The 19,049-nt window shown below is 62.6% G+C and carries 28 protein-coding genes; 27 read left to right on the top strand and 1 reads right to left on the bottom strand.

The genetic code is table 11. The features are described from left to right. On the top strand, positions 1 to 456 hold a 456-nt coding region (locus tag AC6H42_RS26735), incomplete at its 5' end, for an EF-Tu C-terminal domain-related protein (RefSeq protein ID WP_497549331.1). Between the two features lie 165 nt (positions 457 to 621). Continuing rightward, a complete protein-coding gene (gene rpsJ / locus AC6H42_RS26730; RefSeq protein ID WP_028101676.1) occupies positions 622 to 939 on the top strand; it encodes a 30S ribosomal protein S10 in 318 nt (105 codons plus the stop codon). A gap of 106 nt (positions 940 to 1,045) precedes the next feature. Here rpsJ and AC6H42_RS26725 read toward each other — a convergent pair whose 3' ends face one another. Next, a complete protein-coding gene (locus tag AC6H42_RS26725) occupies positions 1,046 to 2,458 on the bottom strand; it encodes an aminotransferase-like domain-containing protein (protein ID WP_497549330.1) in 1,413 nt (470 codons plus the stop codon). A 193-nt stretch (positions 2,459 to 2,651) separates the two neighbouring features. On the opposite strand from AC6H42_RS26725, the gene creB reads away from it, so the two are divergent. The 25 genes from creB to secY all read left to right on the top strand — a co-directional run bounded on the left by creB (position 2,652) and on the right by secY (position 19,034). Continuing rightward, a complete protein-coding gene (gene creB / locus AC6H42_RS26720; RefSeq protein ID WP_057158350.1) occupies positions 2,652 to 3,416 on the top strand; it encodes a two-component system response regulator CreB in 765 nt (254 codons plus the stop codon). After that, entirely contained in the window at positions 3,413 to 4,915 is a 1,503-nt protein-coding gene (creC, locus tag AC6H42_RS26715; RefSeq protein ID WP_497549329.1) for a two-component system sensor histidine kinase CreC, read from the top strand. The genes creB and creC overlap by 4 nt, the downstream gene beginning before the upstream one ends. A 96-nt stretch (positions 4,916 to 5,011) precedes the next feature. Next, complete coding sequence (gene creD / locus AC6H42_RS26710) at positions 5,012 to 6,436, top strand: cell envelope integrity protein CreD (RefSeq protein WP_082552205.1); 1,425 nt, start codon at positions 5,012 to 5,014, stop codon at positions 6,434 to 6,436. A gap of 135 nt (positions 6,437 to 6,571) precedes the next feature. Next, on the top strand, positions 6,572 to 8,398 hold the full coding sequence (locus tag AC6H42_RS26705) for a hypothetical protein (protein ID WP_497549328.1): 1,827 nt from the start codon (positions 6,572 to 6,574) through the stop codon (positions 8,396 to 8,398). 199 nt (positions 8,399 to 8,597) lie between these two features. Further along, the gene (rplC, locus tag AC6H42_RS26700; RefSeq protein WP_056404304.1) at positions 8,598 to 9,254 is read left to right on the top strand and encodes a 50S ribosomal protein L3; all 657 of its coding nucleotides are present in this window, start codon (positions 8,598 to 8,600) and stop codon (positions 9,252 to 9,254) included. A 3-nt stretch (positions 9,255 to 9,257) separates the two neighbouring features. Continuing rightward, on the top strand, positions 9,258 to 9,878 hold the full coding sequence (rplD, locus tag AC6H42_RS26695; RefSeq protein WP_056404301.1) for a 50S ribosomal protein L4: 621 nt from the start codon (positions 9,258 to 9,260) through the stop codon (positions 9,876 to 9,878). Then, positions 9,875 to 10,192, top strand: a complete 318-nt coding sequence (rplW, locus tag AC6H42_RS26690) for a 50S ribosomal protein L23 (RefSeq protein WP_056404300.1) — start codon at positions 9,875 to 9,877, stop codon at positions 10,190 to 10,192. The genes rplD and rplW overlap by 4 nt, the downstream gene beginning before the upstream one ends. Then, complete coding sequence (gene rplB, locus AC6H42_RS26685) at positions 10,192 to 11,019, top strand: 50S ribosomal protein L2 (RefSeq protein ID WP_057158347.1); 828 nt, start codon at positions 10,192 to 10,194, stop codon at positions 11,017 to 11,019. Before rplW ends, rplB begins: the two co-directional genes overlap by 1 nt. A 9-nt stretch (positions 11,020 to 11,028) precedes the next feature. Continuing rightward, positions 11,029 to 11,304 carry a 30S ribosomal protein S19 gene (gene rpsS, locus AC6H42_RS26680; RefSeq protein WP_050409767.1) on the top strand — a complete coding sequence of 92 codons (276 nt, stop codon included), beginning with the start codon at positions 11,029 to 11,031 and terminating at the stop codon, positions 11,302 to 11,304. Continuing rightward, positions 11,301 to 11,633, top strand: coding sequence for a 50S ribosomal protein L22 (rplV, locus tag AC6H42_RS26675; protein WP_177307311.1), 333 nt, complete (start codon positions 11,301 to 11,303; stop codon positions 11,631 to 11,633). The genes rpsS and rplV overlap by 4 nt, the downstream gene beginning before the upstream one ends. Before the next feature lie 9 nt (positions 11,634 to 11,642). Beyond that, positions 11,643 to 12,461 carry a 30S ribosomal protein S3 gene (gene rpsC / locus AC6H42_RS26670; protein ID WP_057158346.1) on the top strand — a complete coding sequence of 273 codons (819 nt, stop codon included), beginning with the start codon at positions 11,643 to 11,645 and terminating at the stop codon, positions 12,459 to 12,461. A 2-nt stretch (positions 12,462 to 12,463) separates the two neighbouring features. Further along, positions 12,464 to 12,883 carry a 50S ribosomal protein L16 gene (rplP, locus tag AC6H42_RS26665; protein ID WP_056404292.1) on the top strand — a complete coding sequence of 140 codons (420 nt, stop codon included), beginning with the start codon at positions 12,464 to 12,466 and terminating at the stop codon, positions 12,881 to 12,883. Between the two features lie 12 nt (positions 12,884 to 12,895). Continuing rightward, positions 12,896 to 13,087, top strand: a complete 192-nt coding sequence (rpmC, locus tag AC6H42_RS26660; protein ID WP_056404290.1) for a 50S ribosomal protein L29 — start codon at positions 12,896 to 12,898, stop codon at positions 13,085 to 13,087. Continuing rightward, positions 13,084 to 13,356, top strand: a complete 273-nt coding sequence (gene rpsQ / locus AC6H42_RS26655) for a 30S ribosomal protein S17 (protein ID WP_056404288.1) — start codon at positions 13,084 to 13,086, stop codon at positions 13,354 to 13,356. The genes rpmC and rpsQ overlap by 4 nt, the downstream gene beginning before the upstream one ends. Before the next feature lie 253 nt (positions 13,357 to 13,609). Continuing rightward, on the top strand, positions 13,610 to 13,978 hold the full coding sequence (gene rplN / locus AC6H42_RS26650; protein ID WP_050409761.1) for a 50S ribosomal protein L14: 369 nt from the start codon (positions 13,610 to 13,612) through the stop codon (positions 13,976 to 13,978). 11 nt (positions 13,979 to 13,989) lie between these two features. Beyond that, complete coding sequence (gene rplX, locus AC6H42_RS26645; RefSeq protein WP_057158345.1) at positions 13,990 to 14,304, top strand: 50S ribosomal protein L24; 315 nt, start codon at positions 13,990 to 13,992, stop codon at positions 14,302 to 14,304. A gap of 6 nt (positions 14,305 to 14,310) precedes the next feature. Continuing rightward, positions 14,311 to 14,850, top strand: a complete 540-nt coding sequence (gene rplE, locus AC6H42_RS26640; RefSeq protein ID WP_056404284.1) for a 50S ribosomal protein L5 — start codon at positions 14,311 to 14,313, stop codon at positions 14,848 to 14,850. 6 nt (positions 14,851 to 14,856) lie between these two features. After that, positions 14,857 to 15,162, top strand: a complete 306-nt coding sequence (rpsN, locus tag AC6H42_RS26635; protein ID WP_056404282.1) for a 30S ribosomal protein S14 — start codon at positions 14,857 to 14,859, stop codon at positions 15,160 to 15,162. Between the two features lie 14 nt (positions 15,163 to 15,176). Then, positions 15,177 to 15,572, top strand: a complete 396-nt coding sequence (gene rpsH, locus AC6H42_RS26630) for a 30S ribosomal protein S8 (RefSeq protein ID WP_056404280.1) — start codon at positions 15,177 to 15,179, stop codon at positions 15,570 to 15,572. A 9-nt stretch (positions 15,573 to 15,581) separates the two neighbouring features. After that, entirely contained in the window at positions 15,582 to 16,115 is a 534-nt protein-coding gene (rplF, locus tag AC6H42_RS26625) for a 50S ribosomal protein L6 (protein ID WP_057158344.1), read from the top strand. 13 nt (positions 16,116 to 16,128) lie between these two features. Next, complete coding sequence (rplR, locus tag AC6H42_RS26620; protein WP_028833785.1) at positions 16,129 to 16,491, top strand: 50S ribosomal protein L18; 363 nt, start codon at positions 16,129 to 16,131, stop codon at positions 16,489 to 16,491. A 10-nt stretch (positions 16,492 to 16,501) separates the two neighbouring features. Continuing rightward, positions 16,502 to 17,020 (top strand): 30S ribosomal protein S5, encoded by a 519-nt coding sequence (rpsE, locus tag AC6H42_RS26615; protein WP_049817602.1) that lies wholly within the window; start codon positions 16,502 to 16,504, stop codon positions 17,018 to 17,020. Positions 17,021 to 17,031: 11 nt separating this feature from the next. Then, positions 17,032 to 17,208 carry a 50S ribosomal protein L30 gene (gene rpmD / locus AC6H42_RS26610; protein ID WP_050409754.1) on the top strand — a complete coding sequence of 59 codons (177 nt, stop codon included), beginning with the start codon at positions 17,032 to 17,034 and terminating at the stop codon, positions 17,206 to 17,208. A gap of 27 nt (positions 17,209 to 17,235) precedes the next feature. Continuing rightward, complete coding sequence (gene rplO / locus AC6H42_RS26605) at positions 17,236 to 17,667, top strand: 50S ribosomal protein L15 (RefSeq protein WP_056404276.1); 432 nt, start codon at positions 17,236 to 17,238, stop codon at positions 17,665 to 17,667. A gap of 32 nt (positions 17,668 to 17,699) precedes the next feature. Continuing rightward, positions 17,700 to 19,034 (top strand): preprotein translocase subunit SecY, encoded by a 1,335-nt coding sequence (gene secY / locus AC6H42_RS26600; protein ID WP_057158343.1) that lies wholly within the window; start codon positions 17,700 to 17,702, stop codon positions 19,032 to 19,034. Positions 19,035 to 19,049 lie beyond the last annotated feature (15 nt).

Here is a 19,049-nt window from a genome sequence, read left to right as displayed (position 1 = left end):
GAAATCGTTGGTATCACCGACACCGTGAAAACCACCTGCACCGGCGTGGAAATGTTCCGCAAGCTGCTGGACCAGGGTCAGGCCGGCGACAACGTTGGTCTGCTGCTGCGCGGCACCAAGCGTGAAGACGTACAGCGTGGTCAGGTTCTGGCGAAGCCAGGCTCGATCAAGCCGCACAACCACTTCACCGGCGAGATCTATGTTCTGTCGAAAGACGAAGGCGGCCGTCACACCCCGTTCTTCAACAACTATCGTCCACAGTTCTACTTCCGTACGACTGACGTGACCGGTTCGATCGAACTGCCAGCGGACAAAGAAATGGTTATGCCAGGCGACAACGTGTCGATCACCGTCAAGCTGATCAACCCGATCGCGATGGAAGAAGGTCTGCGCTTCGCAATCCGCGAAGGCGGCCGTACCGTCGGCGCCGGCGTGGTAGCCAAGATCCTGGGCTAATCCCCGGCTTTTGACAAGAAGGCAGTGCCGTTCGCGGCGCTGCCTTTTTTTGTCGCAGGGACGAGCATGGCGGCCGTTTTGGTGCTATGATCTCGCCTCTTAGCTGTACAGAGTTCACTTATTGCCGTGCGCGCCCGCGCCGGTTCGTTCTTTTAAGGAATTAACATGTCCGCACCAAACCAAAAAATCCGTATCCGCCTGAAAGCTTTCGACTACAAGCTGATCGACCAGTCCGCTCTGGAAATCGTTGACACCGCGAAGCGCACCGGCGCCGTGGTAAAAGGTCCAGTACCTCTGCCAACCCGCATCCAGCGTTACGACGTGCTGCGTTCCCCGCACGTCAACAAGACCTCGCGCGACCAGTTCGAAATCCGCACCCACCAGCGCCTGATGGACATCGTCGACCCAACCGACAAGACCGTTGACGCGCTGATGAAGCTGGACCTGCCAGCTGGCGTGGACGTAGAAATCAAACTGCAATAATTGATTTCGGCCAGGCGGCGGCCCAACAGCCTGCCGCCAGCCAAGGAAAGGCCGGCCCCTCGCGGGGCCGGCCTTTTTGCATTGTGGGCCGCCGTTGGCCCGCGCTTCACACCACTGCGGCGCGCTGCGCCGGCGGCTTGCGGCCGAGCAGCTGGGACAGTTTGCGCAGGGCGCCGGCCAGCCGGGCCCGTTCGCGGATGCTGCCCAGCGAGATGCGGATGGCGTTCGGCGGGCTGGCGCTGCCGTCGAAGGCGCCGGAGGGCGTGACGGCCAGCCCTTCGGCATGCGCGGCGCGCGCCAGCTGCTCCGGGCTCCAGTAATCCGGCAAGGCCAGCCAGATGTGGATGCCGCCCGGCGCGAATTGCAGGCCGGCCAGGATCTGTGCGGCCAGCTGCCGGCGCGCCTGCGCTTCTTCGCGCACCCCGGCCAGCAGGCGCTGCGCGGTGCCGTCGTGTATCCATTGCGTCACCAGCGCGCCGGCCAGCGGCGAGGGCATCAGCACCAGCGCGCGCAGCGCTTGCAGGAAGCGTTCGCGCACCTGCGCGTCGGGCAGCAGCACGAAGGCGGTGCGCAGGCCGGGCGCCAGGCACTTCGACAGCGTGGCGATGTAGTGCACCCGGCGTGGCGCCAGCTGCGCCAGCGGCGGCGGCGGCGCGGCTTCGCCGCCGTCGGCCAGCAGCCAGTAGGGATCGTCCTCGATGATGGCGGCGCCGCAGCGCGCCGCCGCCAGCACGATCTCGCGGCGGCGCTGCGCCGGCATGGTGTGCGCGGTGGGATTCTGCAAGGTCGGGTTGAGGTAGACCAGGCATGCGCGGTGCGGCTTGCTGTGCTTGCGGCAGGCCTGCTCCAGCGCCTCCGGCCGCATGCCGTGTTGATCCACTTCCACCGCCGCCACGCGCCGTCCCAGCTGCGCGGCGGCCGAGCGCAGGCCGGGATAGATGGCCGGTTCGGCCAGGATTACGTCGCCCGGCTTGCTCAGCGCCAGGATCAGCGCCGCCAGCGCGCATTGCGCGCCTGGACAGGCCACGATATGGTCCTCATCGAGCTTGCCGAACATCGGCGCCAGCCACATCGCCCCTGCGGCGCGGTCGGCCTGGCTGCCGCCGCCCAGCTGGTAGCTCATCAGCAGGTCGCTGTCGGTGCGCATCAGCACCTGGTTCAGGCCCCGCTTCAGCATGTCGTCGAAGTCCGCGCCGGCCGGCGGCGGCGGGATGTTCATGCCCAGGTCCAGCATCGGCGCCAGCTCCACCTTGGGCGCCGCCGCGTAGGTGCCGGCCGCGCCCTTGCCCTGCACCAGCTGGCGCCGCTTGGCCTCGTCGTAGGCGCGCGTGACGGTGGTCAGGTCCACGCCCAGCCGCGCGGCCAGGCTGCGCTGCGGCGGCAGGCGGTCGCCCGGCTGCAGGTGGCCGTCGGACAGCGCGCGTTCGATCGAGTCGGCGATCTGCAGGTAGCGCGGGCCGCCGTTCTGACGCAATTCCCCCAGCCAGGCCAGCTCTTGTATGGATGATGCTTGCGGCATTTGGTCTCGATGTATGGAATTTGTCGTGGAACGGCGTGCGTTGATGGCAAATTATCCCTACAAGGCGCGCCATGCGCAAGCAGCAGGCCCTCGCCCGGCGCTGCCGCCCCAACCGCGTCCCGTACTGTATCCGGGGTGGACTTTGCGGGTGGGCGGCGGTAGAGTCTGCGGGTGTTGAACTTGTGGAATTGTTATGGCGAGAAGTATCCTGATCGTGGAGGATGAACAGGCGATTGCGGACGGCATCGCTTATGCGCTGCGCACCGACGGCTTCGCGCCGCTGCACGTGACGCTGGGCGAGCAGGCGCTGGCGGCCATGTGCGGGGAGCAGGGGCAGCCTGTGCCTGAACTGGTGGTGCTCGATATCGGCCTGCCGGACATGAGCGGACTGGAAGTGTGCCGCCGCCTGCGCCAGTTTTCCGATGCCCCCGTGATCTTCCTGACCGCCCGCAGCGACGAGATCGACCGCGTGGTGGGCCTGGAGATCGGCGCCGACGACTATGTAAGCAAGCCGTTCTCGCCGCGCGAACTGGTGGCGCGCATCCGCGTCATCCTGCGCCGCATGGCGCCGCCGCAGCCGCGCGCAGCGTTGCCGCCCCAGCTTGCGGCCGGCGCCGGCGGCGCATCGGCCCCGGCTGGGCCGGCCGCTTCGCCCGGTTCGCGCAACGTGGCCGGGCTGGAGCTGCGCGCGCTGGAGGCGCGCATCCTGTACTGCGGCCAGGCGCTGGAGCTGACGCGCTATGAATACCTGCTGCTGAAAACGCTGATCGAGCATCCCGGCCACGTGCTGTCGCGCGCCCAGCTGATGGACCGCGTGTGGACCGGTGCGTCCGATACGCTGGACCGCACCGTGGACGCCCACGTGAAGTCGCTGCGCGCCAAGCTGCGCGCGGTGGCCCCCGACGCCGACCCGATCCAGACCCACCGCGGCCTGGGCTACAGCCTGGCCACCGCATGAAAATAGGCTTGCGCATCCTGCTGGGCTACTTCCTGGTGGTGGGCCTGGCGGCGTGGTTCCTGCTGAACGTGTTCATGGCGGAGGTCAAGCCCGGCGTGCGCGCCACCCAGGAGGACACGCTGGTGGGGACCGCCCACCTGCTGGCGGCGGCGGTGGCGGGCGACATGAAGGCCGGCACCTTGCTGTCGTCCGGCGTGCTGGAGCGTATGCGGGACGCCTTGCGCGGCCCCATCCGCGCCAACGTCAGCGGCATCGACCGCGAGCGGCTGGACTACCGCTTCTACATTACCGATGCCAGGGGCATCGTGCTGTACGACAGCGACGGCCGCGACGCCGGCAAGGACTATTCGCGCTGGAACGACGTCTACCTGACCCTGCGCGGCAAGTACGGCGCCCGCAGCACCCGCTCCGATCCGGACGACGAGGACAGCACCGTCATGCACGTGGCCGCGCCCATTGTGGCGCAGGGCAAGCTGATCGGCGTGCTGACCGTGGCCAAGCCCAACGCCAGCGTGCAGGCCTTCGTGGAACGCAGCCAGCAGAGCATCCTGCGCGGCGGCGCGGTGCTGCTGGGACTGTCGCTGCTGATCGGCCTGGCCGTCACGTCCTGGCTGGCGCGCGCGCTGGGCAAGCTGATGGCCTACGTGTCGGCGGTGGAGGCGGGACGCAAGGTGGTGCTGCCGGAACTGGGCAAGAGCGAAATCGGCACGCTGGGCCGGGCGCTGGAGGCCATGCGTGCGCGGCTGGAGGGCAAGGAATACGCGGAGCAGCTGATGCACACGCTGGCGCACGAGCTCAAGTCGCCCATCGCCGCCATCCAGGCGTCGGCCGAGCTGCTGCAGGAGGAGATGGCGGAGCAGGAGCGCCGCCATTTCCTCGGCAATATCGTGAGCCAGAACGCGCGCCAGAAACAGCTGATCGACAAGCTGCTGGCGCTGGTGCGCGTGGAGCAGCAGCAACGCCTGGAGGCTGCCGAGAGCGTCGAACTGCACGCGCTGGCGCGGCAGGCGGGCGCCGATTTCGCCGGGGCGCTGGCCGCCGCCGGCGTGACGCTGGAATACGCCGACGCGGCTCGGGAAGGCGGCGAGGGCGGTGACGGCGGTGACAGCGCTGGCAGCGCGGGTGCGGGTGATGCCGGCGCGCCGCTGCTGGTGCGGGGCGACTCGCTGCTGCTGCGCCAGGCGCTGGGCAACCTGCTGGACAATGCGATCGGCTTTTCGCCGCCGGGCGGGGTGGTCCGCATCGCGCTGTGGCGCGCCCAGAACGAGGCCGGCATCGACGTGTGCGATCAGGGGCCGGGCGTGCCGGCTTATGCGGCCGAGCGCCTGTTCGAGCGTTTCTATTCGCTGCCCCGTCCCGGCGGCGGCAAGAGCACCGGCCTGGGCTTGCCTTTCGTGCGCGAGGTGGCCGCGCTGCACGGCGGCACGGTGACGGTGGCCAGCGCGCCGCAGGGCGGCTGCCGCGCGCGCCTGGTGCTGCCGCTGCCGCTGGCAATCTAGCCCCCGCGCCGCCACTTCATCCCCACTGCATACAGAACGCATCGTCACTTCGCCTGCGTTTTCTAGACTGGCCGCTTTCTAACCAAAGGAAGCGCCATGCAAAAGAAATTGCTTATGAAGGTCTGCATCATTGCCGCGCTGATGCTGCTGCTCTGCATCCCGCTGCTGATGATACAGGCCACCGTCCACGAACGGATGGCTTACCGCGACGAGGCGGCGCGCAGCATCGCCGAGGATTCGGTCGGCGAGCAGACCGTGATCGGCCCGGTGCTGGTCATCCCTTACACGGAGGAGATCGAAACCCGGGTCGGCGGCGCCGGCGACGAGCCGTCGCGCGTGAAGAGCGCCACCGTGCGCCGCCTGCATCTGGTCTACCCGGACGAGTTGAAGGTGAACGGCAACGTCGGCACCGAGCGCCGTTACCGCGGCATCCACCAGGTGCTGGTCTACAACGGCCAGTATGAATTCAGCGGCGGTTTCACCTTGCCGCAGGCGGCCGATCTGCCGCGCAGCGGCGGCACTGCCCGCATCGTGGCGGTGGGGCGGCCGTATGTGTCGCTGCCGGTGGCCGATGTGCGCGGCGTGCGCGCCATCCCGAAAATCAGCTGGAACGGCGCGCTGCTGGAGTTCGGCCAGGGCGCGCTGCTGGGCGCGTGGCAGGGCGGCATGCACGCGCTGCTGCCGGCCGATACGCTGGCGGCGGCTACGGCGGCGGGGGCGGCCCCGGCCAAGTTCAGCTTCAAGCTCAACCTGGCGGGCATGGAACGCCAGCATTTCGTGCCTGTGGGGCGCAACAATGTGGTGGCGCTGACGTCGAACTGGCCGCATCCGCAGTTCGGCGGCCGCTTCCTGCCGGAGGCCCGTACCGTGTCCGAAGCCGGCTTTACCGCCACCTGGCGCGTGCCGTCGCTGGCGTCCAATGTGCAGCAGCTGCTGGCGGTGCAGGCGCAGTCGCAGGAGGGCGCCCCGCCGGCCGCGGCCCACGCGGCAATGGCACGGCGCGCCCCGCCCGGTGCGGCCGATGCACCCGGCGCAGCGGGCGGACAGCTGGACTCGTTCAGCGTGGCCTTCGTCGAGCCGGTCAATATCTACAGCCAGGCCGACCGCGCCAGCAAGTACGGCTTGCTGTTCGTGGCGCTGACCTTCGCCGCCTTCTTCGTATTCGAGATCCTCAAGCGCCTGCCGATCCACCCGGTGCAGTACGCGCTGGTGGGGCTGGCGCTGGCGCTGTTCTTCCTGTTGCTGCTGGGCCTGTCCGAACATGTGGCGTTCGCGCTGGCCTACCTGGGCGCCAGCGCTGCCTGCATTGGCCTGCTGTCCTATTACCTGGGCTATGTGCTGCGCGACCGCTGGCGCGGCCTGGCCTTCGGCAGCGGCCTGATCCTCCTGTATGGCGCGCTGTACGGCCTGCTGATCTCGGAAAGCAACGCGCTGGTGCTGGGCAGCCTGCTGCTGTTCGCCGTGCTGGCGGCGCTGATGGTGGCCACGCGCAAGGTGGACTGGTACCAGATCGGCAATTAAGCGCTAGGCAGGCGCCAACGCAGCGGAGCCGGGCGGGCCGCAGGGACGCCGAGGGGCGCAGCGGGAACATGCCGTACGGCAAAACATGGGATAATTGCCGGCTTTGCATCGTTCCCCCCGATTGGACCCCCGCCCATGCAGTTTCTTTCCCGCCTTCAATCCTGGGCCTGCCGCCGCAGCGCGCCGTTGAACCACCCGCGCGCGGCGCTCCGCCTGTACTGGATCATGCCCATGCTGTTCGGCTTGCTGTCGCTGGTGCTGGGACAGGATGACAACTGGGATTTGCGCAACTACCATCTGTACGGGCCGCACGCCTTCCTGCATGACAAGGTCGGCCTGGACCTGGGGCCGGCCCGCTTCCAGGGCTATTTCAACCCGGCCCTGGACCTCTCGTATTACCTGATGACGCAGTATCTGCCGGGGCCGCTGGTCGGCTTCCTGCTCGGCTGCCTGCACGGCCTGAACTTCGTGCTGCTGTCGGCCATTGCGCGCCAGCTGCTGCCGGCCGCCTCCGCCCGCACCACGCTGCTGCTGGCGCTGGCCTGCACCTGCGCGCCGGCCTTCCTTGGCGAGGTGGGCAATTCCATGGGCGACAACACCACCAGCCTGCTGGTGCTGGGCGCCCTCTACCTGGTGCTGCGCCAGTGGGAGGCCTTGCAGCCGTGGGGCGCGCGGGCGGCGCTGGCGGCGGCCGCTGCCGGCGTGCTGATGGGCCTGGGCCTGGGCTTGAAACTGACCAATGTCACCTACGCGGTGGCGCTGTGCCTGGCCTTTTTCGCCGTGCCGCTGGGGTTCTGGGGCCGCGTGCGGCTGGCCTTTGTGTTCGGCGTCGGCGTGCTGGCGGGCCTGTTTGCGACGGCCGGCTTCTGGCTGCTGAAAATGTGGCAGGTGTTCGGCAACCCGCTGTTCCCGCAGTTTAACAATCTGTTCCGCAGCCCGCTGGCGGCCGAGCGCGGCGTCATCGACACCTATTTCCTGCCCAAGAACCTGGGCGAAACCCTGCTGTGGCCCTTCGTCTTCACGCACGACATGCTGCGCGTGGTGGAAGTGCCGCTGCGCCAGCTGATCTGGCCCATGGCCTACGTGGCCGTGCTGGCGCTGGGCGCGGCCTGGCTGCTGCGCCGCCTGGGCGTGCTGGCGCCGCGCGCGCCGCTGCCGGGGCGCAGCCGCTACTTCCTGCTGTTCTTCTGCCTGGCCTACCTGGCCTGGATGCAGCTGTTCAGCATTTACCGCTACCTGGTGCCGATTGAGCTGCTGGCGCCGCTGGTGGTGTGGTTGTGCCTGCACGCCGTGCTGCCGGCGCCGGCCGCCGCGCGTAGCGGCGCCTGGCTGCTGCTGGCGGCGGCGGTGGCGGTCTGGCCGTTTACCAGCTTCGGCCGCGCCGGCTGGAGCGAGCGCAGCTTCAGCGCCGAGGTGCCGGCGCTGGCGCAGCCGGCGCAGAGCGTGGTCTTCATCGCCCAGCCCCATCCGCCGCTGGCGTGGCTGGCCATGTTCTATCCGGAACAGGTGGCGTTTGCCGGCCTGGGCACGGGCTTCCCGGAGTCGCCGCGCTACCGCGAGCGCATGAAGGCCCTGATGACGGAGCGCAGCGGCCCGCACTACCTGATGCTGGCCGGGGCGCGCAATCCGAAAGCGTCCGGCCTGCGCCGCAAGCGCGACGCGGCCGCGCTGCTGGGCCTGACCGGCAGCCCGGCGGGCTGTGCCCGCCTGACCAGCCTGCTGCGCCGGGTGCGCTTCCAGGTTGACGTGCAGCCGGCGCCGGACGGGCGCTGCACGCTGGAACTGCAGCCGCGCTACCAGCTCGACCTGGCGGCCATGGACCGCGCCGTCGAGGCCGAAGCGGCGCAGCAGGCGCGCCAGTACGGCGTGCTGCTCGAGCCGGGCAGCTGCCGCTCCTATGCCGCCGCGGTGGGCACGGAAGCCTATCCCTACCGGCTGTGCCGGGTGCAAATCGCGCCCTGAGGCCCCGGTTTTGGCGCGCCGCCAGCCCGTGTGCCGCGGCGCGGCAAATAATTGACATACCCCGTACTAAGTTGTTGCGTCAAGAGTCTTTTCGCGCTACACTAGCCGGCTTCGGTATGGATTCCATCTTTTTACGGGCCGTACTAATTTTTGTAGTTAAACAAAGCCCCGCCCAATCGTAGGTGGGAATGGAGAAAAAATGAGCCTAGGCCTCCTCGGTCGCAAGGTTGGCATGATGCGCATCTTCACGGATGATGGGGATTCGATCCCAGTCACCGTGCTGGACGTGTCGAACAACCGCGTTGCGCAAATCAAAACCCCTGAAACGGATGGTTACTCCGCTGTTCAGGTCGTCTTCGGTCAACGTCGCGCTTCCCGCGTGACCAAAGCCGCAGCCGGTCACTACGCTAAAGCTGGTGTTGAAGCCGGTACTCTGTTGAAAGAGTTCCGCGTTGACGCTGCTAAAGCTGCAGAATTGAAAGCTGGTGAAGTTATCGCCGCTTCGCTGTTCGAAGTTGGTCAGAAGATCGACGTTCAGGGCACGAGCATCGGTAAGGGCTACGCCGGTACCATCAAGCGTCACAACTTTGCTTCCGGTCGTCAGACCCACGGTAACTCGCGTTCGCACAACGTACCAGGTTCGATCGGTATGGCGCAGGATCCGGGCCGTGTATTCCCAGGCAAGCGCATGACCGGCCACATGGGTGACGTGACTGTTACCACCCAGAATCTGGAAATCGCTCGTATCGACGCCGACCGTCAGCTGCTGCTGGTCAAGGGCGCGGTACCAGGCGCGAAAAACGGCCAAGTGGTCGTCTCGCCTGCTGTCAAAGTCAAAGCAAAGAAAGGGGCTTAATCGATGGAACTCAAGCTCCTGAATGCTCAAGGTCAAGCATCTTCCAACGTTGCCGCCGCTGACACCGTCTTCGGCCGTGATTACAACGAAGCCCTGATCCACCAGATCGTGGTTGCCTACCAAGCCAATGCTCGCAGCGGCAACCGTAAGCAGAAAGACCGCGAAGAAGTCCACCACACGACCAAGAAGCCATGGCGCCAAAAAGGCACCGGCCGTGCACGTGCTGGTATGTCGTCGTCGCCACTGTGGCGCGGCGGTGGTCGCATCTTCCCGAACTCGCCTGACGAGAACTTCACCCATAAAGTGAACAAGAAGATGTACCGCGCTGGTATCTGCTCGATCCTGTCCCAACTGGCTCGCGAAGAGCGCCTGGTGGTTGTTGAAGACTTCGCCATCGAAGCTCCAAAGACCAAGCTGCTGTCGCAAAAGCTGAACGCCATGGGTCTGGAATCGGTGCTGATCATCGCTGACAACATCGAAGAAAACCTGGAACTGGCTTCCCGTAACCTGCCGAACGTGCTGGTTGTTGAGCCACGTCACGCAGATCCAATGTCGCTGGTCTTCTACAAGAAGATCCTGGTCACCAAAGCGGCACTGGCCAAGATTGAGGAGATGCTGGCATGAGCGCAGTCATCAAACACAGCGAAGAGCGCCTGATGAAGGTGCTGCAGGCTCCGGTCATTTCCGAGAAGGCCACCATGGTCGCGGAAAAGAACGAGCAAATCGTATTCCGCGTACTGCCGGATGCGACCAAGCCTGAGATCAAGGCAGCCGTTGAACTGCTGTTCAAGGTTGAAGTCCTGTCGGTGCAAACCGTCAACCGCGAAGGTAAGGTTAAGCGTTCGGGCCGTTTCATCGGTCGCCGCAACCACACCAAGCGTGCTTTCGTGTGCCTGAAGCCTGGCCAGGAAATCAATTTCTCCGAGGAGGCTAAATAATGGCACTCGTAAAGATGAAGCCAACCTCCCCAGGCCGTCGCGGCATGGTGAAGGTAGTGAACCCGGACCTGTACAAAGGTCGTCCGTTCGCTGCCCTGGTTGAAAAGAAATCCAAAACTGCCGGCCGTAACAACAACGGCCACATCACCACCCGCCACATCGGCGGTGGTCATAAGCAGCACTATCGCCTGATCGACTTCAAGCGTCAGAAGGATGGCATTCCTGCGAAAGTGGAACGTATCGAATACGATCCAAACCGCACCGCGAATATCGCCCTGCTGTGCTACGCCGACGGCGAGCGCCAGTACATCATCGCCACCAAGGGCATGTCCGTTGGCGACGCAGTGATGAACGGTTCGGAAGCGCCGATCAAGTCGGGCAACTGCCTGCCTATCCGTAACATCCCGGTCGGTACCGTGATGCATTGCGTCGAAATGCTGCCAGGTAAGGGTGCCCAGATGGCCCGTACCGCCGGCGCCGGCGTGGTGCTGATGGCCCGCGAAGGCACCTACGCCCAGGTTCGCCTGCGCTCCGGTGAAGTGCGCCGCGTGCACATCGAGTGCCGCGCGACCGTAGGCGAAGTCGGCAATGCCGAACACAGCCTGCGCAAGATCGGTAAGGCTGGCGCGATGCGCTGGCGCGGTGTTCGTCCTACCGTTCGCGGTGTGGTCATGAACCCGGTCGATCACCCGCACGGTGGTGGTGAAGGTAAAACGGCAGCCGGTCGTCATCCAGTGTCCCCATGGGGCCAGCAGACCAAGGGCAAGAAGACTCGCAGCAACAAGCGTACTTCTTCGATGATCGTCTCGCGCCGCGGCAAGAAATAAGGATAAACCATGACTCGTTCATTGAAAAAAGGGCCGTTCTGTGACGCCCACCTGGTGAAAAAAGTCGAAGCCGCGCAAGCGACCAAAGACAAAAAGCCAATCAAAACCTGGTCGCGCCGCTCGACGATCATGCCTGACTTCATCGGTCTGACGATCGCTGTGCACAACGGCAAGCTGCACGTGCCAGTGTATGTTTCCGAGAACATGGTTGGTCACAAGCTCGGCGAATTCGCGCTGACCCGCACGTTCAAGGGCCACGCTGCTGACAAAAAGGCTAAGAAATAATGGAAACCAAAGCTATCCTCAAAGGCGTGCGCCTGTCGGATCAAAAAGGCCGCCTGGTGGCTGATCTGATCCGTGGCAAGAAGGTTGACGCTGCGCTGAACATTCTGCAGTTCAGCCCGAAAAAAGGCGCGGCCATCATCAAGAAGGTTCTGGAGTCCGCAATCGCGAACGCCGAGCACAACGATGGTGCCGACATCGACGAACTGTTCGTGAAAACGATCTACGTCGAAAAGGGCCCGATCCTGAAGCGCTTCACCGCGCGTGCAAAGGGCCGTGGCGACCGCATTTCGAAACAATCCTGTCACGTGTACGTGACTGTCGGTAACTAAGGAGCCACGATGGGTCAGAAAATTCATCCAACCGGTTTCCGTCTGGCGGTCACCCGTAACTGGGCTTCGCGCTGGTACGCAGGCAACGGCAATTTCGCTGCCATGCTGAACGAAGACCTGAAAGCTCGCGCTTTCCTGAAAAAGAAACTGAAGAACGCCTCCGTCGGCCGCATCGTCATCGAGCGTCCGGCCAAGAACGCGCGCTTCACGATCTACAGCTCGCGTCCAGGCGTGGTCATTGGTAAAAAAGGCGAAGACATCGAAGTACTGAAGTCGGCGCTGACCAAGATCATGGGCGTGCCGGTGCATGTGAACATCGAAGAAATCCGCAAGCCGGAAATCGACTCGCAGCTGATCGCCGATTCGATCTCGCAGCAGCTGGAAAAGCGTATCATGTTCCGCCGCGCCATGAAGCGCGCGATGCAAAACGCCATGCGTCTGGGTGCCCTGGGCATCAAGATCATGTCGTCGGGCCGTCTGAACGGCATCGAAATCGCGCGTAAAGAATGGTACCGCGAAGGCCGCGTGCCTCTGCATACCCTGCGCGCCGACATCGACTACGGCACCAGCGAAGCGTCGACCACGTACGGCATCATCGGCGTCAAGGTCTGGGTATACAAGGGCGACCGCTCGCCGACCGGCGAAGCGCCAGTCATCGAGACCCCAGCCGACGAGAAGAAAAGCCGCGGTCCACGCCGCGACGACGGCAAGCCTTCGGGCCGCCCACGTCCAGGTCCAGCCGGTGCTAAACCATCCCCGGCAGGTGCTGCCCGTGTGCGTTCCGCGAAACCGGCCGCCGCTGCACCAGCTGAGAAAGCAGGAGAATAACCATGCTGCAACCAGCACGCAGGAAGTATCGTAAAGAGCAGAAAGGCCGCAACACCGGCATTTCGCACAGCCGCGGCACCGCCGTGTCGTTTGGCGAATTCGGTCTGAAGGCAGTTGCTCGCGGTCGCATCACCGCACGTCAAATCGAAGCAGCGCGTCGCGCCATGACCCGTCACATCAAGCGTGGCGGCCGTATCTGGATTCGCGTCTTCCCGGACAAGCCAATTTCGAACAAGCCTGCCGAAGTCCGTATGGGTAACGGTAAGGGTAATCCAGAGTACTACGTGGCTGAAATCCAGCCAGGTAAAGTACTGTACGAAATGGATGGCGTCGCAGAAGAACTGGCGCGTGAAGCGTTCCGCCTGGCTGCTGCCAAACTGCCTCTGGCTACCACCTTCGTGGTGCGCCAGGTTGGCCAATAATAGGAGTGAAATATGAAAGCATCTGAACTCCGCGGCAAAGACCAGGCAGCTCTGCAAAAAGAGCTGAACGACCTGCTGAAGGCCCAGTTCGGTCTGCGTATGCAAGTCGCTACGCAGCAGCTGAGCAACACTTCGCAGCTCAAGAAGGTACGCCGCGACATCGCGCGTGTGAAGACGGTAATGAATCTGAAGGAAGCCAAATGAACCAACCAGTGAAACAGTCGCTCAAGCGCACGCTGATCGGTAAAGTGGTGTCCGACAAGATGGACAAGACCGTTACCGTTCTGATCGAACGTCACGTGAAGCACCCTCTGTACGGCAAGATCATTGTGCGCTCGGCGAAATACCACGCACACGACGAAACCAACCAAGTCAAAGCCGGTGATACGGTCGAGATCCAGGAAGGCCGTCCGATCTCCAAAACGAAGGCGTGGACGGTGACTCGTGTAGTGCAAGCTGCACAAATCGTTTAATTGACCAGCCGCCGCACTCTTCGGAGTGGGGCGGTTTTCAATTAGTTCTTGCAAGCCCGCAGGTTTTATGTGATACTTGCGGGCTTCGCTCATGTATCGCCGCAAAGTGTCTCTCCGCAGACGCGCACCTGCGGTCAGTACTTGTTCGAAGGTCAAGCACCCAAACAGTGATGCGAATCACTGGCGGGACCAAGACTGACCGAGAGGTCCGCATTGTGTGGATTCTTCGGCTTAAGTTGGGAAAGAGAATACTATGATTCAAACTGAAAGCCGGCTCGAAGTGGCCGACAATACCGGTGCCAAAGAAGTCATGTGCATCAAGGTATTGGGCGGCTCCAAGCGCCGTTATGCTGGCATTGGCGACGTGATCAAGGTAACCGTCAAGGTTGCCCAGCCACGCGGCCGTGTCAAAAAAGGTGAAATTTACAACGCTGTGGTTGTGCGTACCGCTAAAGGTGTGCGCCGCCAAGACGGCTCCCTGGTGAAGTTCGACGGCAACGCCGCCGTGCTGCTGAACGCCAAGCTGGAGCCGATCGGTACCCGCATCTTCGGACCTGTCACGCGCGAACTGCGCACTGAGAAGTTCATGAAGATCGTGTCCCTGGCACCGGAAGTCCTGTAAGGAGTCAGTAAATGGATAAGATTCGTAAAAACGACGAAGTCATCGTTTTGACCGGTAAAGACAAGGGCAAGCGCGGCACCGTGCAACAGCGTGTAGACGCTGAGCATGTCGTGGTTGAGGGCGTCAATGTCGCGAAAAAAGCGCAAAAGCCGAACCCGATGACTGGCGTAACTGGTGGCATCGTTGACAAGACCATGCCTATTCACGTGTCCAACGTTGCTCTGTTCAACGCTGCGACCGGTAAGGCAGATCGCGTAGGCTTCAAGGAAGTGGATGGCAAAAAAGTCCGCGTCTTCAAGTCCTCCGGCGAAGTAGTGAAAGGGTAATAAGAAATGGCCCGTCTGCAAGCAGTCTATAAAGACAAAATCGTTGCCGAGCTGACCGAGAAATTCGGTTACAAGTCGGTGATGGAAGTGCCACGCCTGACCAAGATCACCCTGAACATGGGTGTGGGCGAAGCAATCGCTGACAAGAAAGTCCTGGAGCACGCTGTTGGCGACCTGACCAAGATCGCCGGCCAGAAGCCGGTGACCACCAAGTCGCGCAAAGCTATCGCCGGTTTCAAGATCCGCGAAGGCTATCCGATCGGTACCATGGTGACCCTGCGCGGCGCCCGCATGTACGAGTTCCTGGATCGTTTCATCACCGTGGCCCTGCCGCGCGTGCGTGACTTCCGTGGCGTGTCCGGTCGTTCGTTCGACGGTCGCGGCAACTACAACATCGGTGTTAAAGAACAGATCATCTTCCCAGAGATCGAGTACGACAAGATCGATGCGCTGCGTGGTATGAACATCTCGATCACCACCACCGCGAAGACCGACGACGAAGCGAAAGCTCTGCTCGCCGCCTTTAAATTCCCGTTCAGGAACTAATAGATCATGGCAAAACTCGCACTGATTAACCGTGAACAGAAGCGTGTCGACCTGGCAAACAAATTCGCTGCCAAGCGCGCCTCGCTGAAGGCCATCATCGACGACCAGTCGAAGACGGAAGAAGAGCGTTACGAAGCCCGCCTGAAACTGCAGGCGCTGCCACGTAACTCCGCTCCGACCCGTCAGCGCAACCGTTGCGCCGTCACCGGTCGTCCACGCGGCACCTTCCGTAAATTCGGTCTGGGCCGTATCAAGCTCCGTGAATTCGCCATGCGTGGTGAGATTCCGGGTATGACTAAAGCCAGCTGGTAATAGGAGAACAAGCAATGAGTATGAGCGATCCTATCGCCGATATGCTGACCCGCATTCGCAACGCCCAAGGCGTTCAAAAAACGACCGTGGCCATGCCATCGTCGAAAGTCAAAGTAGCGATTGCCAACGTCCTCAAGGACGAGGGTTACATTGAAGATTTCGCTGTCGCCGAAGCCGGTGGCAAGTCGGAACTCAAAATCGGTTTGAAATATTATGTAGGCCGTCCTGTTATCGAGCGCCTTGAGCGCGTGTCCCGTCCGGGCCTGCGCGTGTACAAGGGCAAGGATGAAATCCCAACCGTGATGAACGGCCTGGGCGTTGCCATCGTGTCGACCCCGCAAGGCGTCATGACCGACCGCAAAGCACGCGCTACCGGCGTCGGCGGCGAAGTCATCTGCTACGTCGCGTAAGGAGCAATAATGTCTCGTGTAGCTAAAATGCCTATCGCTGTGCCAGCTGGCGCTGAAGTCGCCATCTCCGCACAAGCGATCACCGTAAAAGGCCCGCTGGGCGTACTGACCCAGTCCCTGAACGGCCTGGTGAAAGTAGAAAACAACGCTGGCACCCTGTCCTTCGACGTGGCCAACGACAGCCGCGAAGCCAATGCCATGTCCGGCACGCTGCGCGCGCTGGTGAACAACATGGTCACCGGCGTCACCAAGGGCTTCGAGAAGAAGCTGAACCTGGTTGGCGTGGGTTACAAGGCGCAAGCCGCTGGCGACAAGCTGAACCTGTCGCTGGGCTTCTCGCACCCGGTTGTGCACGCGATGCCAGAAGGCGTCACCGTGGCAACCCCAACCCCGACCGAGATCCTGATCAAGGGTATCGACCGTCAAAAGGTTGGCCAGGTGGCCGCTGAAGTTCGCGCTTACCGCGCTCCTGAGCCTTACAAGGGCAAGGGCGTCCGTTATTCGGACGAAGTGGTTAAGATCAAAGAAACCAAGAAGAAGTAATTAGGGGCTGACGATGGATAAAAAAGAATCTCGTCTGCGTCGCGGACGTCAAACCCGGATCAAGATTGCGCAGCTGAAAGTGAACCGCCTGTCGGTACACCGCACCAACCTGCACATCTATGCAAACTTGACCTCCCCGGATGCCAAAGTACTGGTTTCGGCCTCGACCGCGGAAGCGGAAGTGCGCGCAGAACTGGCCGGCAAATCGGGCAAGGGTGGCAACGCCGCCGCCGCCGCACTGGTGGGCAAGCGCGTAGCAGAAAAAGCACTGAAAGCAGGAATCACCGAAGTTGCGTTCGACCGCTCCGGTTTCCGTTACCACGGCCGTGTCAAAGCGCTGGCAGAAGCTGCCCGCGAAGCCGGTCTGAAGTTCTAAGGGTACGATCATGGCAAAAATGCAAGCTAAAATGCAAAGCGACAAGCCGGATGACGGCATGCGCGAAAAAATGATCGCGATCAACCGCGTGACCAAAGTGGTCAAGGGTGGTCGTATCATGGGCTTCGCGGCGCTGACCGTCGTTGGTGACGGCGATGGCCGCATCGGCATGGGTAAAGGCAAATCGAAAGAAGTGCCAGTGGGTGTGCAAAAGGCAATGGAAGAAGCCCGCCGCAACCTGATCAAAGTGCCGCTGAAAAACGGCACGCTGCATCACACCGTCATCGGCCGCCACGGCGCGTCGAAAGTGATGATGATGCCAGCCAAGCCGGGTACCGGCGTGATCGCTGGTGGCGCCATGCGCGCGATCTTCGAGGTAATGGGCGTGACCGACGTGGTGGCGAAATCCACCGGTTCGAGCAACCCATACAACCTGGTGCGCGCGACCCTGGACGGCCTGTCGAAAATCAGTACTGCTGCTGACATCGCTGCGAAACGCGGCAAGTCGGTGGAAGACATCCTGGCTTAAGGGGAAACCACATGAGCACTATCAAAGTCAAACTGGTGAAGGGCCTGATCGGCACTCGTCAAGACCACCGCGCCACCGTGCGTGGCCTGGGTCTGCGCCGCGTCAACTCGGTTTCCGAGCTGCAGGACACCCCATCGGTACGCGGCATGATCACCAAAGTCGCCTACCTCGTGAAAGTCGTATCGTAAGCCTTGGCTTATGATCTGGAGAAATCAATGGAATTGAATACCATTCAACCAGCAGACGGCGCGAAGCACTACAAGCGTCGCGTCGGTCGCGGTATCGGCTCCGGCCTGGGTAAAACCTCCGGCCGTGGTCACAAAGGTCAAAAATCGCGTTCGGGCGGCTTCCATAAAGTCGGTTTCGAAGGCGGTCAGATGCCTCTGCAACGCCGTCTGCCTAAGCGCGGTTTCAAGTCGCTCAACGCCACCTTCAAAGCTGAAGTGCGCCTGTCCGACCTGAACAACCTGCCTACCGGCGAAGTCGACATTCTGGTCCTGAAGCAAGCCGGCGTGCTGGGCGTGCTGGCCCGCGACGTGCGCGTGATCGCCTCCGGCGAAATCACCAAAGCCGTCGTGGTCAAAGGCCTGAAAGTCACCGCGGGCGCGAAAGCGGCCATCGAAGCGGCTGGCGGCTCGGTAGCCTGAGCTGATAGCTAACAGCTAGATCGGAGCGAAAATTGGCGACCAACCCACAACTTGCTAAGAGCGCCGCAGCTGGCTTCCCTTGGGGCCGCCTGTGGTTCCTGCTTGGCGCATTGGTGGTGTATCGTATCGGCGCTCACGTTCCTGTACCGGGTGTCGACCCGGTACAGCTGGCGGCCCTGTTCAAGCAACAGGAAGGCGGCATCCTGGGCATGTTCAACATGTTCTCCGGTGGCGCCTTGTCCCGCTTTACGGTGTTTGCGCTCGGTATCACGCCCTACATCTCGGCCTCGATCATCATGCAGTTGCTGTCGATCGTGTCGCCACAGATGGAGGCGCTGAAGAAGGAGGGCGAATCCGGCCGCCGCAAGATCACCCAGTACACCCGTTATGCGACGGTGGCGCTGGCTCTGTTCCAGGCGCTGGGTGTGTCCGTGGCACTGGAATCGCAGCCTGGTCTGGTGCTGGATCCTGGCCTGGGCTTCCGCTTCGTGACGATCGTGACGCTGTTGACCGGCACCATGTTCCTGATGTGGCTGGGGGAGCAGATTACCGAGCGCGGTCTCGGTAACGGCATCTCCATCATCATCTTCGCCGGTATCGCCGCCGGTCTGCCTGGCGCCCTGGGCGGCTTGTTCTCCCAGGTGTCGACGGGTTCGATTGGCAGCTTCTCGGCCATCCTCATCGTGGTACTGGTCGCCCTGGTGACCTACGCCGTGGTGTTCGTGGAGCGTGGACAGCGCAAGATCCTGGTCAACTACGCCAAGCGTCAAGTCGGCAACAAGATCTACGGTGGCCAAACCAGCCACCTGCCGCTGAAGCTGAACATGGCCGGCGTGATCCCGCCGATCTTCGCATCGTCGATTATCCTGTTCCCGGCTACGCTCGTGGAGTGGTTCTCGAAGGGTGCCGACAAGTCCAGCCCGGTCGTCGGTTTCATGAAAGACCTGGCTGCGTCGTTGAGCCCTGGCGAGCCGATCCATGCGTTGTTGTACGCCATTGCAATCGTGTTCTTCTGTTTCTTCTATACCGCGCTGGTGTTCAACAGCAAGGAAACAGCGGACAACTTGAAGAAGAGCGGGGCCTTTGTGCCAGGGATCCGTCCCGGTGAGCAGACTGCCCGCTACATCGACAAGATCCTGACGCGATTGACGCTGGCCGGTGCCATCTACATCACGCTGGTGTGTTTGTTGCCGGAGTTTATGAATGCCCAGTGGAAGGTCCCCTTCTACTTTGGCGGCACCTCCCTGTTGATTATTGTGGTTGTGACCATGGATTTCATGGCCCAGGTGCAAAACTATGTGATGTCGCAGCAATACGAGTCGCTGCTGCGCAAAGCAAACTTCAAGGGCGGGATTCCGACGCGTTAAGCGCGGCAAACATAA

The organism is Massilia sp. NBRC 108631 (genome assembly GCF_059704565.1).
The sequence above is the reverse complement of the archived record's forward strand: the minus strand, read 5'-3'. Positions and strand labels throughout refer to the sequence as shown.